Source organism: Nocardioides sp. cx-169 (assembly GCF_021083605.1).
Classification (GTDB): Bacteria; Actinomycetota; Actinomycetes; order Propionibacteriales; family Nocardioidaceae; genus Nocardioides.
In genome coordinates this window covers 50,099-63,918 of sequence record NZ_JAJNRO010000013.1, presented here as the reverse complement: position 1 = coordinate 63,918, position 13,820 = coordinate 50,099, and the positions used below count along the sequence as shown (strand labels likewise).

The following is a 13,820-nucleotide window of genomic DNA, read 5'->3' as shown; positions in this document are numbered from 1 at the left end:
AAGGGCCCGCCTGGCGATGCACTAGGAGTGGCGGTCGTACGCCGCCAGCAGCCGGTCGGCCGCGACGGTGGCCGGCAGCTCCCCTGCGAGGACCGCCGCGCCGACCTCGTCGCGGATCGCCCGCACGCCCGGCGAGTGCCGCAGCCGCTGGTCGAGCTCGTCGCGGACCAGCGCCCAGGTGAAGTCGAGCTGCTGGTGCGCGCGCTTGGCCGCCAGCCCGTCGGTGCCGAGGTGCTCGCGGTGGGCGAGGACGCGCTGCCACAGGTCGTCCACCCCGACGTCGGTGAGACCGGAGACGGTGACGACGGGAGGAGCCCACTCGTCCTTGCCGCGCACCAGCCGCAGGGCACCGGCCAGCTCGCGGGCGGCGGAGCGGGCCTCCTGCTCGCGATCGCCGTCGGCCTTGTTGACGGCGATGACGTCGGCGATCTCGAGGATGCCCTTCTTGATCCCCTGCAGCTGGTCGCCGGTGCGGGCCAGCGTGAGGAAGAGGAACGTGTCCACCATGCCCGCGACGGTGACCTCGGACTGGCCGACGCCGACGGTCTCGACCAGCACCACGTCGTACGCCGCCGCCTCGAGCACCGCCATGGCCTGGACCGTGGCCCGGGCGACGCCCCCGAGCGTGCCGGCCGACGGTGAGGGCCGGATGAAGGCCTGCTGGTCGGCGGAGAGCCGCGCCATGCGGGTCTTGTCCCCGAGCACGGAGCCGCCGGTGCGCACCGAGCTCGGGTCGACCGCCAGGACCCCGACCCGGTGACCGGCCGCCGTCAGGCGGGTGCCGAGCGACTCGATGAACGTCGACTTGCCGACGCCGGGCACGCCGGAGACCCCGACCCGCGTCGTGGGTCGGGGTGGCGCGGACGCCAGGTCGGTCAGCAGCGCTCGGGCCTGGAGCCGGTGCTCGCGCTTAGCGGACTCCACCAGCGTGATCGCCTGCGACACCGACGCCCGATGGCCGTCGCGGATGCCCGCGACGAGCCGGGCGACGCGCTCCTCGGCCGACTCGCGCGTCACTAGTGGCCCAGCTGGTCCCGCAGCTTCGCGAGCAGGTCGAGGGCCGACTCCGCGATGACGGTGCCGGGCAGGAACACCGCCGCCGCACCCATCTCCCGCAGCGTGACCACGTCGTCGGGCGGGATCACCCCGCCGATCGTGACCATGATGTCGGGACGCCCCTGCTCGGCCAGCGCCGCCTTCAGCGCCGGCAGCAGCGCGAGATGGCCGGCCGCCAGGGAGGAGACGCCCACGACGTGCACGTCCGCGTCGATCGCCTGTTGGGCGACCTCCTCCGGAGTGGAGAACAGTGGGCCCACGTCGACGTCGAAGCCCATGTCGGCGAAGGCGGAGACGATCACCTTCTGGCCGCGGTCGTGGCCGTCCTGGCCCATCTTGGCCACCAGGATGCGGGGGCGACGACCCTCGGCCTCCTCGAACTCCTCGGTGGCGTCCACGACCTGCTGCACGAGCGTGCCGCCCGCGCCGCCGGACTCGTCCCTGAACACGCCGCTGATGGTACGGATCACCGCCTGGTGGCGGCCGTAGACCTTCTCGAGCGCGTCGGAGATCTCGCCGACCGTCGCCTTGGCGCGCGCGGCATCGACCGCGAGGGCGAGCAGGTTGCCGTCCAGCGAGCCTCCGGCCCCGCGATCGGCCCCCCGCTCGGCCCCCCGCTCGGCACTGTTGGTGAGCGCCTCGAGCGTGCGCCGTACCTCGTCGCCGTCACGCTCGGCACGCAGCCGCTCCAGCTTGGCGACCTGCTGGCGGTAGACGTCGTCGTTGTCCACCCGGAGCACGTCGAGCCGGTCCTCCGCGGCGAGGCGGTAGGTGTTGACGCCGATCACCTTCTGAGTGCCCGAGTCGATGCGCGCCTGCGTGCGGGCAGCCGCCTCCTCGATGCGCATCTTGGGGATGCCCTGCTCGATGGCCTTGGCCATCCCGCCCGCGGCCTCCGCCTCGAGGATGTGCGCCCACGCGCGCTCGGCGAGGTCGTGGGTGAGCCGCTCGACGTAGTAGCTGCCGGCCCACGGGTCGATGGTGCCGGTGGTGCCGCTCTCCTGCTGTAGCAGCAACTGGGTGTTGCGGGCGATCCGGGCCGAGAAGTCGGTCGGCAGCGCGATCGCCTCGTCGAGGGCGTTGGTGTGCAGCGACTGGGTGTGGCCCTGGGTGGCGGCCATCGCCTCGATGGCGGTGCGCCCCACGTTGTTGAAGACGTCCTGCGCCGTCAGCGACCAGCCGCTGGTCTGGCTGTGCGTGCGCAGGCTGAGCGACTTGGGGTTCTTGGGGTCGAAGTCACGCACCAGCCGGGCCCAGAGCGCGCGGGCCGCGCGCATCTTGGCGACCTCCATGTAGAAGTTCATACCGATCGCCCAGAAGAAGGAGAGCCGCGGCGCGAACTGGTCGATGGTCATGCCGGTGTCGAGGCCGGCGCGGATGTACTCCACGCCGTCGGCGAGCGTGTACGCCAGCTCCAGGTCGGCGGTCGCCCCGGCCTCCTGGATGTGGTAGCCAGAGATCGAGATCGAGTTGAAGCGGGGCATCTTCGCGGCGGTGTAGCTGAAGATGTCGGAGATGATCCGCATCGACGGCGCCGGCGGGTAAATATAGGTGTTGCGGACCATGAACTCCTTGAGGATGTCGTTCTGGATGGTCCCCGCGAGCTGCTCCGGCTTCACCCCCTGCTCCTCGGCCGCCGCGATGTAGAGCGCCAGCACGGGCAGGACGGCGCCGTTCATCGTCATCGAGACCGACATCTCGTCGAGCGGGATGCCGTCGAAGAGGGTGCGGGTGTCGTAGATCGAGTCGATGGCCACGCCGGCCATGCCGACGTCGCCGCGCACCCGCGGGTGGTCGGAGTCGTAGCCGCGGTGGGTCGCCAGGTCGAAGGCGACGCTCAGCCCCTTCTGCCCGGCCGCGAGGTTGCGCCGGTAGAACGCGTTCGACTCCTCGGCGGTGGAGAAGCCGGCGTACTGGCGGATCGTCCACGGCTGCGTGGTGTACATGGTCGGGTAGGGCCCGCGCAGGAACGGGCTGAGGCCCGGGAAGGTGTCCAGCGCGTCGAGGCCCTCGAGGTGCTCGGGCCCGTAGACCGGCAGGATGTCGATGCCCTCGGGGCTCGACCACGCGCTCTCGGTGGTCGAGGAAGGCGCGCCGGGGTCTCTCCCGACACCCTCGGAGGTCAGCGGCAGCCCTGCGAAGCTCTTCGGAACGCTCATCTCGTGGCCCCCGCGAAGTCGTGGAGCGCCAGCGGAGCGGCTTTGTGGGGTGAGTTCATGCCAGCTTCTCCCTCGTCCGGGTCAGGAAGTCCAGGGCGTCGACGCCCATCGCGCAGCTGTCGTCGGCGTACTCGGTCGGCTTCCCGGCGATGATCACATGCGAGGCGCCGGCCTCGCGCAGCGCTCGGGCCGCGGCCGCGCCCCAGTCGCCGTACGTCGGGTCGCTGCCGGCGAGGCACACGACGCGCTGCCCGCCGTACGCCACCAGCAGGTCGTCCACGCCGTCCGTGGCGCCCGCGACCTCGCTCGCGATGCCGCCGGCCGCGAGGAGGTTGGCGGCGAAGGTCGCGCGGGCGGTATGGGAGGCCACCGTGCCCAGGGTGGCGAGGAAGACCGGCGTCGCGGCCGGCTCGTCGCGCATCGCCTCGAAGGCGTGGCCGTAGCTGCGCACCCCGCCGAAGAACCCGTCCGGCTCGCGCTCGGGCAGGGTCTCGGCGAGGTTGGGGAACTCGGTGAGGCCGGTGATCGGGCGCCTGCGCCTCGCGACCTCGGAGTCGCGGCGCGCCGCCGTCTGCGCGACCCGCTGCTCGAGCGCGGCGAATCCGTCCTCCTCGATGCGTCCGAGCTCCGCCCAGCCGGCCAGCGCGAGGTCGTCGGTGAGCTTCTCGACCGCGTAGGCGCCGCCGGCGGGGTCCGCGACGCGCGCGACGTGGGACTCCCACATGAGCAGAGCCGAGGTGTTGCGGGCGATCCGCCGCCCGAGGGTGTCCGGGCGGCCCAGGGGCGCGTCGAACGGCAGCACGGTGACGGCGTCGGCTCCTCCGACCCCCGCGGCGAAGGCCGCGACCGTCGTACGCAGCATGTTCACGTAGGGGTCGTAGCGACTCATCATGGGCTTGCTGGTGACCACGTGCTGGCGCTGCGGCACGGAGGCGTCACCACCGCTCAGCTCCAGCACCCGGGCCCAGAGCCGGCGCGCCGCGCGCAGCTTGGCGATCGTGGGGAACTGCTCGTCGGTGGCCGCGTAGCGGAACTCGAACAGCCCGGCCGCCTCGTCGACCCCGAGGCCGGCCTCGGTGAGGCGGCGCAGGTAGGACGCGGCCAGCGCCATCGAGTGACCGAGCTCCTGCGCGTCGGAGGCCCCGCGGTCGTGCACGGTGGTCGCGTCGACGACCACGCCGAGGACGCCCCGCCCGAGGGCCAGCCGTGCGACCTCCTCGAGGTCGTCGCCGGAGCCGCCCAGGTTCGTGCCGGGGGCGGGCGTGGTGTCGCCGAGGACGTCGAGAAAGGCCCGGGCGAGTGCGGCCTGCTCCCCCGCCGGAGCCTCCAGGACCACGGGGGCCAGGTCGAGCAGCACCCCCTGCAGGGCGGCGGCGAGGTCGGTGTCGCTTCCGGTCTGGAGCCACAGCGAGGTCACGCCTCCGTCCAGGTCGACGAGTGCCGTCTCGCTCAGCCACGTCGCGTCGGCGCCGGCGAGGTGGGCGCGCACGTCCCAGTCGCCGGCGCGCGCCGGGCGACCCTCGGTGTGCAGGTCGTCGAGGAGGCTCGGCGTACCGAGCGGGGTGAGGGTGAGGTCGTCGAGCGTCCGGCGCGAGAGCTTCTCCCAGACCAGCGAGTCGGGGTCGTCGTCGGTGAGCCGGCGTGACTTGCGGAGCACGGCCGCCGCGGCCGCCTCCCAGTCGGCGATCGTGTGCCGGTCGTCGTCCGCGGCCAGCGCCAGCGTGCCCTGCTCCGGCTCGAGCTCCTCCGGCTCGTCCAGGCCCCCGGAAACAGCGCCGGGCGCACTCCCCTCAACAGTCATGATGCGAACCATAGGAGCGCTCCGGAGCCGGTGCCACTGAGTGTGACCTTTCCGTCGCCTCATGCGGCCGGTCGACGAGGCGGATGCCTACCCTGTGCCCATGAAGGTGAAGGACCCTACGGGCCAGACCTGGCGGGTGACCCGGCGCTGGGTGCCGTGGCGCCGCCGACTCAAGGGCGCCCTGTCCGACATGCCCTCGGGACCGGGGCTGGGCGACGACCCGGTGAGCATGGTCATCGGGCTGGTCTTCCTGGTCGTCATGATCCCGTTCCTCATCCTGGCCCTGGTGGCGGCGCTGGAGCTGCTGCTGCTCCTGCTGTTCGTCCCCTTCGCTCTCCTGGGCCGCGCCCTCTTCGGCCAGCACTGGACCGTCGAGGCCCGCCACGGCTTCCACATCTGGTACGAGGAGCCGGGCGGTGACTGGCAGTCCAGCGGGATCCGCATCCACGCCCTCGCCGACGACCTGCGCCGCGGTGAGATCCCCGTCTCCAACGTCGTGAACGACGCCTGAGACCCGGAGCTGCGACCGGATCTCGCCTAGACCGCCTGACCGCCCTCAGGCGGCAGGGAGGACGACCTCGCCGATCGCCTTGGCGACGTCCGGCCTCTGCGACGAGCTCAGGCTCCGCGTGAAGCTCAGCCGGTGCTCGGCGCCGGGCTCCCCGGCGTAGACGGACTGGGTCCGCTGGGCCGCGCCGCTCGCCTCGTCCAGCAGCACCGAGGCGGGCTCGACACCGTCGAGGGTCGCGGTCTCGGTCTGCTCGACGATCGGCTGGTCCTGACCGGCGACGGACACCCCGGTCGCGGTGACCGAGAGGTCGGCCACGATCCAGGTCGTGCCGTTCGCAGCCCAGCCGAGCCCGGTGACGTACGGCAGCTCCACGAAGGCGGCGGTGCAATTCGCCTCACCGGCCACGCCCTGCGGCTGCAGCGCGACCGGGCACTCGGGCTCGACAGGCTCACCCGTGAGCTCGTACATCGGAGCCGCGGCGCCCGCCTCGAGCCCCGAGCCGTCCCCCTGGACGGTCTGCTCGACCCCGTCGAAGTCCACGGCGAGCGTGACGTCGGCGGCGGTGACGTCGTCGCCGGCCGGGACGAAGAAGGCGGTGCCCGCGGCCCCTCCCTCCGCGGTGTCGTAGGCCGGTCCGAGGTCGTGCCACGTGCCTTCGACCTGGACGCGGACGGCCGCGTCGACGTCGTCGGCGAGGAGGAAGCCCGACACCAGGGGCGGCACTCCCCCACCCGGCTCCCAGGTCCAGTCCACGCCGACGAAGCGACCGGAGGTCCCGGCGTCGGGCGCGTCGCCCTCGCTGACCTCCTCGGCGTCAGTGACCTCGAAGGTGAGCCGCCCATGCGGCAGCTGGACCTCGCTCTGCTCGCCGTCGATGCTCGCACCGGTCGCGGCGGGGACGGCCCCGGTCGCCGCCTCCTCGTCACCGCACGACACCAGCGTCAGCCCGGCGACGCACACGAGGAGCGCCGCTGCGACGCGGCGGGCGTCAGTCATGGTTGTGATAGACGCGGATGTTGAGCTTGCGCACCTCATCGGCGAGCCGCAGCGCGACGGCGTTGGCGACCTCCGTGGCGTTGGCGGCCACGCCGTCGCTGCCCCGGCGGTCGACGGTGCCGGACGCGATGTCCCAGGTCCAGTTGGAGAGCCCGACGACGGTGAGGGTCATGGTGCCGTCCGAGGACGTCTCACTCACCGTGAGCTCCTCGTAGCGGCGCTGGAACTCCAGGTCCTTCGCGCTCGGAGGCTCCGGCGGCCCGGGCTGCATCGTCTCCTCCTCCACGCGGCGGAGGCGCTGGGCACGGTGCAGGAAGATGAGCCGGCACAGGCGGCCGAGCTGCACGGCGGTCTCCCGGTCGCCGGCCCGCTCCGCGAAGCCCGGGGCGATGGTGATCGTGACGTCGTACTTGCCGCGCAGCCGTCCGAACAGCTGCTCGTTGGGCGTCATGACCTCGAGCTCGATGCGGGCCGCGGCCTCGGGGTAGGTCGTCATGTCAGCCTCTTCCGTCGATGCCGCCGGGGCCGTTGAACAGCGACACCGGGCTGAGGAGCTGGTAGCCGTTGCCGCCCTCGGTCAGCGCGGCGTTCACGCCGTTGAGAGCGGCCTGGATCTTGGTCTCGGTCTCGAGCAGCTTCTCCTGCAGCGTCTCGAGGGCGGAGGCCATCTTCTCGACGGCTTCCTCGGGGGTGTCGACGCTCCAGTCGGTGGCGATACCCGAGCCGGCGACGGCGAAGACGCCCGCCACGGCGGCGACGCTGGCGCCACCCGTCGGCACCGCGAGTGCGACGCCGACCACCGAGGCCGTGACCGTGATCCAGAACGAAGCCTGGCCACTGCCGGTCTCGCACATCTTGTCGGCCGCGCTGATCGCCTTGTCGGCGATCGAGTTGAGGTCGTTGTTCGCCGCCTCCCACATGGCCTTCTCAGCCTCCGCGGCGCCGTAGAGCACGGCCGCCGCGTTGTAGAGGTTCTTGGTCACGCCGGGGAAGGGAGTCTGCACGTGGTCGCGGAAGGACTCCATCGCCTCGCCCTCCCACTCGGTGAGCTCGCCCGCGACGCTGTCGATCTCGAGGAGGTTCATGTTCACCGAGACCGGCTGGTTGCTGATCGGGTCCGAGTCGACCTCACCGGACGAGAGGTTCGCCATCGCCAGCCTCAGGCTGTCCATGGCTGGGTCGAACTCGCTCGGCTCGGGCATGTCGTCCCAGGGCTCGAAGAGCCCGGGGATGGAGTTGATGGCCTCGTCGTGCGACGGGTGGCTGCACCCGTCGCGCAGTGCCTGCTGGATCTCGGCGGCCTTGCTCATGATGCTCAAGCGGGGAACTCCCCTCCGTGGTTGCGGAACGCCGTCGCGGTCGCCTCGTCCACGTCCGCGAGGTCTCGCGCGGTCTTCATGATGTTGATGCCGGCGGTGTCGAGCTGCTGACCCAGCGTCTCCAGGCGACCGGCCAGCGAGCTGCGCGCCGCCGAGAACGAGTCGTAGCAGCCCGAGGCGCCCAGCCCCAGGGATGCGGAGCGGCTCATCGCGGAGTAGATCGTGGCACCCTGCACGTTGCCGGCGGCGCCGTTGACCTCACCCGCCACCAGGGGCAGCGTGGTCTTGCCCTTCAGGTACAACTCGGCCAGCTCGGCGCCGACCTGCGGCCCGTGTGGTTGGTTCATTCCCCTACCCTTCGACTCGCGTGCGTCAGGCCGGGTACCTACCCGGTGAACGCACGGCCAAACTCCGAGGACGGGCAAATCGCCTCAGGTGCGGCCGTCGATGTCCTTGTTGCGCAGCCCGATCTTGTTGCCCAGCCAGACCAGCGGGTCGTACTTGCGGTCGACCACGCGCTCCTTCATCGGGATGATCGCGTTGTCGGTGATCTTGATGCCCTCGGGGCAGACCTCGGTGCAGCACTTGGTGATGTTGCACATCCCCAGACCCGCCGCGCCCTGGGCGAGCTCGCGGCGGTCGTGGGTGTCGAGCGGGTGCATGTCCAGCTCGGCGTAGCGCAGGAAGAAGCGGGGCCCCGCGAAGGCCGGCTTGTTCTCCTCGTGGTCGCGCACGACGTGGCAGACGTTCTGGCACAGGAAGCACTCGATGCACTTGCGGAACTCCTGGCCGCGCTCGACATCCACCTGCGCCATGCGCCGCTTGCCGTCCGCGTCGCGCGGCGGGGGCGCGAACGACGGCAGCTCGCGTGCCTTCTCGTAGTTGAAGGAGACGTCGGTGACCAGGTCGCGGATCACCGGAAAGGTCCGCAGCGGCGTGACCGTGACCGTCTCGCCCTCCTCGAAGTCCGAGAGGCGGGTCATGCACAGCAGCCGGGGCCGCCCGTTGATCTCGGCGCTGCAGGAGCCGCACTTGCCGGCCTTGCAGTTCCAGCGGATCGCGAGGTCGCCCGTCTGGCTGGCTTGCACACGGTGGAGCGCGTCGAGGACGACCTCGCCCTCGGAGACCTCCACCGTGTAGTCGCCCAGGGCGCCGCCGGACTGGTCGCCGCGCCAGATGCGCATCTTCAGGTCGTACCCCATGGCTACTTCCCCTCCTTGCTCTCGGCAGGTGGCTCTGCCGTCGCGGGCTCGAAGTACTTCTTGAGCTCGTCGGGCATCACCGGGAGCGGCTTCTCGTGCAGGTCGACGCCGGTGCCCTCGGCGTTCAGGTTGACGACGAGGTTCTTGGTGGCCCACTCCTCCTCGGGGCCGGGGAAGTCGTCGCGGGTGTGACCGCCGCGCGACTCCTCTCGCGCCAGCGCCGCCTTCGCGATGCACTCGCTGACGATCAGCATGTTGCGCAGGTCCAGCGCGAGGTGCCACCCGGGGTTGTACTGCCGGTGCCCCTCCACCTTCATCGACGCCGCGCGCACCTTGAACGCCTCGATCTCGCTCAGCGACCGCTCGAGCTCAGGCGCCGTGCGGATGATGCCGACCAGGTCGTTCATGGACTGCTGCAGGTCGGACTGGATCGCGTAGGGGTTCTCCCCGCCCTCCACCTCGAACGGCGCCAGCGCGCTCTGCTCGGCGGCCTTGACGTCCCCCTCATCGACCACGACGTCGCGGCCGGAGGCACGCAGGGCGTTCACGTACGCCGTCGCGGCCTCGCCGGCGCGCTTGCCGAAGACCAGCAGGTCCCCCAGCGAGTTGCCGCCCAGCCGGTTGGAGCCGTGCATGCCGCCGGAGCACTCACCGACGGCGTACAACCCGGCGACCGAGCTCTCCTGGGTGTCGGCGTCGACCTCCACCCCGCCCATCACGTAGTGGCAGGTGGGGCCGATCTCCATCGGCTCGGCGGTGATGTCGACGTCGGCGAGCTCCTTGAACTGGTGGTACATCGAGGGCAGCCGCTTGCGGATGAACTCCGGCGAGCGGCGCGACGCGATGTCGAGGTAGATGCCGCCGTGAGGGGTGCCACGGCCGGCCTTGATCTCGGCGTTGATCGCCCGGGCGACCTCGTCGCGGGGCAGCAGCTCGGGTGGCCGCCGGTTGTTCGCCTTGTCCTCGTACCAGCGGTCGGCCTCCTCCACGGTGTCGGCCGTCTCGCTCTTGAAGTACTCCGGGATGTAGTCGAACATGAACCGCTCACCCTCGGAGTTCTTCAGGATCCCGCCGTCGCCACGCACCGACTCGGTGACGAGCAGCCCCTTCACCGAGGGGGGCCAGACCATCCCCGTCGGGTGGAACTGCACGAACTCCATGTTGATCAGCGAGGCTCCCGAGCGCAACGCGAGCGCGTGGCCGTCGCCGGTGTACTCCCACGAGTTGGACGTGACCTTGAAGGACTTGCCGATGCCGCCGGTGGCGAGGATGACGCTAGGGGTCTCGAAGAGGACGAAGCGGCCGGTCTCGCGCCAGTAGGCGAAGGCCCCGGCCACCGCGCCACCGGCCCCCTCGTCCAGCAGGATCTCGGTGACCGTGCACTCCATGAACACCTCGATCCCGAGCGACACCGCGCGCTGCTGCAGCGTGCGGATCATCTCCAGGCCGGTGCGGTCGCCGACGTGGGCGAGCCGGGCGTACTTGTGGCCGCCGAAGTCGCGCTGGGAGATCAGGCCGTCGTCGGTGCGGTCGAAGAGCGCACCCCAGTCCTCGAGCTCCATGACCCGCTCGGGCGCCTCCTGCGCGTGCAGCTGGGCCATCCGCCAGTTGTTGAGCATCTTGCCGCCACGCATGGTGTCGCGGAAATGCACCTCCCAGTTGTCCTCGGGCCACCGGTTGGCCATGGCCGCGGCGATCCCGCCCTCGGCCATGACCGTGTGGGCCTTACCGAGCAGGGACTTGCAGACGAGCGCAGTGCGGGCTCCGGCCTCGTGGGCGGCGATGGCGGCGCGGAGGCCGGCGCCGCCGGCACCGACCACGACGACGTCATACCGGTGACGCTCCATGCCGCCGGCGGCATCGCCGGACATCTCGTTGCCGGTCATGGGGTGCCGGTCGTTGACCGGGTGCGGCTGGCTCATCAGAAGAACTTCACGTCCTCGATGGTGCCGTTGGCGATCAGGAAGATGTAGAGGTCGACCAGCGCCACCGAGAACAGCGAGTACCAGGCATAGCGCCCGTGGTCCTGGTTGAGCCGGGAGACCCAGGTCCAGAGCTTGTAGCGCACCGGGTGCTTGGAGAAGTGGCGCAACCGGCCCCCGACCGTGTGCCTGCAGGAGTGGCACGAGAGCGTGTAGAGCCAGATCAGCACCACGTTGATCAGCATCAGCAGGGTGCCGAGGCCCATGTGGCCCCACTCGTGCTGCTCGTTGCGGAACGCCAGCACCACGTCGAAGCTCAGCACCAGCCCGACGAGCAGGGCGGCGTACCAGAAGTAGCGATGGGCGTTCTGGATCAGCAGGGGCAAGCGCGTCTCACCGGTGTACTTGGCCTTCGGCTCCGCCACGGCGCACGCAGGCGGGGAGAGCCAGAAGGCCCGGTAGTAGGCCTTGCGGTAGTAGTAGCAGGTCATCCGGAAGCCGAGCGGGAAGACCAGGATGAGGAGCGCCGCCGAGAGCGGCCACGCGCGAAACGGCTGGCCGAAGTCGGAGGCGCCGGTCACGCAGTCGCCGAGGCACGGCGAGTAGAACGGCGAGAGGTACGGCGAGGCGTAGTAGTCGCGCCCCATGAAGGCCCGGACGGTGGCGTAGACCACGAACGCGCTGAAGACCACGAACGTGGCGAGCGGCGACAGCCACCACCGGTCCGGGCGCAGGGTCCTCTCGTCGATCTCGGCCCTGGTCGGTCCGTGCACGCCAGTCGTCATGCCCACCTCCGTGGAGTCCGGGCCTGAGTCTGCACAGAATCCGGCGGATGTGAAAGAGCCCACACCGACGAGATTCGGCTCCCTCCCGCTCCCCGCGGAGCAGGTCAGCGCCAGCCGAGCCCTGGCGCCAGGTCGCTCAGGACGGACTCCAGGACGTGGGCGTTGTACTCGACGCCCAACTGGTTGGGGATGGTCAGCAGCAGGGTGTCGGCCGCCGCGACCGCCTCGTCGCGCGCCAGCTCCTCGACGAGGCGCTCGGGGGAGCCGGCGTAGGTCTTGCCGAAGCGCGCCTTGCCGCCGTCCAGGTAGCCGACCTGGTCCCCGCCGCCGCCCTCGCGACCGAAGTAGGCCCGGTCCAGGTCGTTGACGACCGGGAAGATGCTTCGGCTGACCGAGACCCGCGGCTCCCGGGGGTGTCCGGCCTCGGCCCACGCGGTGCGGAACCGCTCGATCTGCTCGGCCTGGAGCCGGTGGAACGGCACGCCGGTGTCCTCGCTCAGCAGGGTCGAGCTCATCAGGTTCATGCCCTGGCGCGCCGCCCACTCCGCGGTGTCGCGGGTCCCGGCGCCCCACCAGATCCGCTCGCGCAGCCCCGGCGAGTGCGGCTCGACGCGCAGCAGGCCCGGCGGGTTGGGGAACATCGGGCGCGGGTTCGGCTCGGCGAAGCCCTCCCCGCGAAGCACGTCGAGCAGGATCCGGGTGCGCTCGCGCGCCATCTCGGCGTGGTCCTGGCCCTCGGCCGGGACGTGCCCGAAGTAGCGGTAGCCCTCGATGACCTGCTCCGGTGAGCCACGGCTGATGCCGAGCTGCAGCCTGCCGCCCGAGATCAGGTCCGCGGCGCCCGCGTCCTCGGCCATGTAGAGCGGGTTCTCGTAGCGCATGTCGATGACGCCGGTGCCGATCTCGATCCGGCTCGTCCGCGCGCCGACCGCGGCCAGCAGCGGGAACGGCGAGGACAGCTGCTGCGCGAAGTGGTGCACCCGGAAGTAGGCACCGTCCGCGCCGAGCTCCTCGGCGGCCACGGCCAGGTCGATCGACTGCAGCAGCACGTCCGATGCCGAGCGGGCCTGCGAGTGCGGCGTGGACGACCAGTGGCCGAAGGACAGGAAGCCGATCTTCTTCATGCCTGCCCCAACGCTGGTTGAACCTTCACCCTTCCCGTGCGCCGGACTTCATCCGGTCCGAGGGGCCGTTTCGCGCGCCTATGACTGCGCGACCCGGCCGTGCTCGAGCGCGTGGCGGCCCGTGAGCGACTCGCTCTTCTGAGCTTGAGCGCGGGTAAGGGTAGCCTTACGGGGGCTAAGTCACACGACCCACGGTCATTACCCGCGCGTAGCAGCCGTAAAGTGCGTTCTCGTGGCAACCACGACTCGGCCCGCCCTCGTGAAGGGCGCGCGCGCATCCCGCTCCACCATCGCACTGAAGATGCTCATGGCCGTGAGTGGCCTCGTGTTCATCGGCTTCGTGCTGACGCACATGTACGGCAACCTCAAGGCCTTCGGAGGGCACGACTCGTTCAACGAGTACGCCCACCACATCCGGGAGTTCGGCGTGCCGCTCCTCCCCTACGAGGGCGCGCTGTGGATCATCCGCGTGGCGCTGATCGTCTCGCTGGTCGTCCACGTCGCGAGCGCCGCTGCGCTGTGGCGACGTGCCAACCAGGCCCGCCCCGTCAAGTACGTCGTCAAGAAGAGCAAGGGCTCGACGCTCTCCTCACGCACGATGCGCTGGGGCGGCGTCACGCTGCTCGTCTTCATCGTGTGGCACCTGCTGAACTTCACGATCGGCAAGATCAACGTCCAGGGCGGGCCGACCAACGATCCCTACAACCTCATGGTCGACAGCTTCGACGTGTGGTGGCTGACGGCGATCTACCTGGTCGCCATGGTCGCCCTCGGCATGCACCTGCACCACGGCGTCTTCAGCGCCGCCCAGACCCTGGGTCTGACCAACAACGACAAGGCGCGGCGCAACGCCAAGACGCTCGGCGCGATCCTCGCGATCGTGATCGCCGGGGGCTTCTCCCTGGTCCCGATCTTCATCCTCGCCGGCGTCATCACCAAGTAAGG

At 70.7% G+C, this 13,820-nt stretch carries 13 protein-coding genes; 2 read left to right on the top strand and 11 right to left on the bottom strand.

Features of this window, described 5'->3' with window-relative positions:
- Nucleotides 1-21: 21 nt before the first annotated feature.
- The 3 genes from meaB to LRP67_RS17060 are packed head-to-tail and all read right to left on the bottom strand — an operon-like array spanning nt 22 to nt 5,016.
- The gene (meaB, locus tag LRP67_RS17070) at nt 22-1,017 is read right to left on the bottom strand and encodes a methylmalonyl Co-A mutase-associated GTPase MeaB (RefSeq protein ID WP_231271364.1); all 996 of its coding nucleotides are present in this window, start codon (nt 1,015-1,017) and stop codon (nt 22-24) included.
- Nucleotides 1,017-3,215 carry a methylmalonyl-CoA mutase gene (gene scpA / locus LRP67_RS17065; protein ID WP_231271363.1) on the bottom strand — a complete coding sequence of 733 codons (2,199 nt, stop codon included), beginning with the start codon at nt 3,213-3,215 and terminating at the stop codon, nt 1,017-1,019. The genes meaB and scpA overlap by 1 nt, the downstream gene beginning before the upstream one ends.
- Before the next feature lie 55 nt (nt 3,216-3,270).
- Nucleotides 3,271-5,016: a methylmalonyl-CoA mutase family protein gene (locus LRP67_RS17060; protein ID WP_231271362.1), complete on the bottom strand. Its 1,746-nt coding sequence runs from the start codon at nt 5,014-5,016 to the stop codon at nt 3,271-3,273.
- A gap of 100 nt (nt 5,017-5,116) precedes the next feature.
- On the opposite strand from LRP67_RS17060, the gene LRP67_RS17055 reads away from it, so the two are divergent.
- Nucleotides 5,117-5,527, top strand: a complete 411-nt coding sequence (locus tag LRP67_RS17055) for a hypothetical protein (RefSeq protein WP_231271361.1) — start codon at nt 5,117-5,119, stop codon at nt 5,525-5,527.
- 45 nt (nt 5,528-5,572) lie between these two features.
- On the opposite strand, the gene LRP67_RS17050 is transcribed toward LRP67_RS17055, so the two are convergent.
- From LRP67_RS17050 to LRP67_RS17015, 8 genes are all read right to left on the bottom strand, one after another.
- Entirely contained in the window at nt 5,573-6,523 is a 951-nt protein-coding gene (locus tag LRP67_RS17050) for a hypothetical protein (protein WP_231271360.1), read from the bottom strand.
- Nucleotides 6,516-7,019 (bottom strand): hypothetical protein, encoded by a 504-nt coding sequence (locus LRP67_RS17045; RefSeq protein WP_231271359.1) that lies wholly within the window; start codon nt 7,017-7,019, stop codon nt 6,516-6,518. Before LRP67_RS17045 ends, LRP67_RS17050 begins: the two co-directional genes overlap by 8 nt.
- A 1-nt stretch (nt 7,020) precedes the next feature.
- The gene (locus LRP67_RS17040) at nt 7,021-7,842 is read right to left on the bottom strand and encodes a hypothetical protein (protein WP_231271358.1); all 822 of its coding nucleotides are present in this window, start codon (nt 7,840-7,842) and stop codon (nt 7,021-7,023) included.
- Nucleotides 7,839-8,189, bottom strand: a complete 351-nt coding sequence (locus LRP67_RS17035) for a hypothetical protein (protein WP_231271357.1) — start codon at nt 8,187-8,189, stop codon at nt 7,839-7,841. Before LRP67_RS17035 ends, LRP67_RS17040 begins: the two co-directional genes overlap by 4 nt.
- A gap of 84 nt (nt 8,190-8,273) precedes the next feature.
- A complete protein-coding gene (locus LRP67_RS17030) occupies nt 8,274-9,044 on the bottom strand; it encodes a succinate dehydrogenase/fumarate reductase iron-sulfur subunit (RefSeq protein WP_231271356.1) in 771 nt (256 codons plus the stop codon).
- A gap of 2 nt (nt 9,045-9,046) precedes the next feature.
- Complete coding sequence (locus LRP67_RS17025; RefSeq protein WP_231271355.1) at nt 9,047-10,966, bottom strand: fumarate reductase/succinate dehydrogenase flavoprotein subunit; 1,920 nt, start codon at nt 10,964-10,966, stop codon at nt 9,047-9,049.
- The gene (locus LRP67_RS17020; RefSeq protein WP_231271354.1) at nt 10,966-11,751 is read right to left on the bottom strand and encodes a hypothetical protein; all 786 of its coding nucleotides are present in this window, start codon (nt 11,749-11,751) and stop codon (nt 10,966-10,968) included. Before LRP67_RS17020 ends, LRP67_RS17025 begins: the two co-directional genes overlap by 1 nt.
- A gap of 104 nt (nt 11,752-11,855) precedes the next feature.
- Nucleotides 11,856-12,875, bottom strand: a complete 1,020-nt coding sequence (locus LRP67_RS17015) for an LLM class flavin-dependent oxidoreductase (RefSeq protein ID WP_231271353.1) — start codon at nt 12,873-12,875, stop codon at nt 11,856-11,858.
- A gap of 232 nt (nt 12,876-13,107) precedes the next feature.
- Here LRP67_RS17015 and LRP67_RS17010 point away from each other — a divergent pair, with 232 nt between their 5' ends.
- The gene (locus LRP67_RS17010) at nt 13,108-13,818 is read left to right on the top strand and encodes a succinate dehydrogenase cytochrome b subunit (protein WP_231271352.1); all 711 of its coding nucleotides are present in this window, start codon (nt 13,108-13,110) and stop codon (nt 13,816-13,818) included.
- The last annotated feature ends 2 nt before the right edge of the window (nt 13,819-13,820 follow it).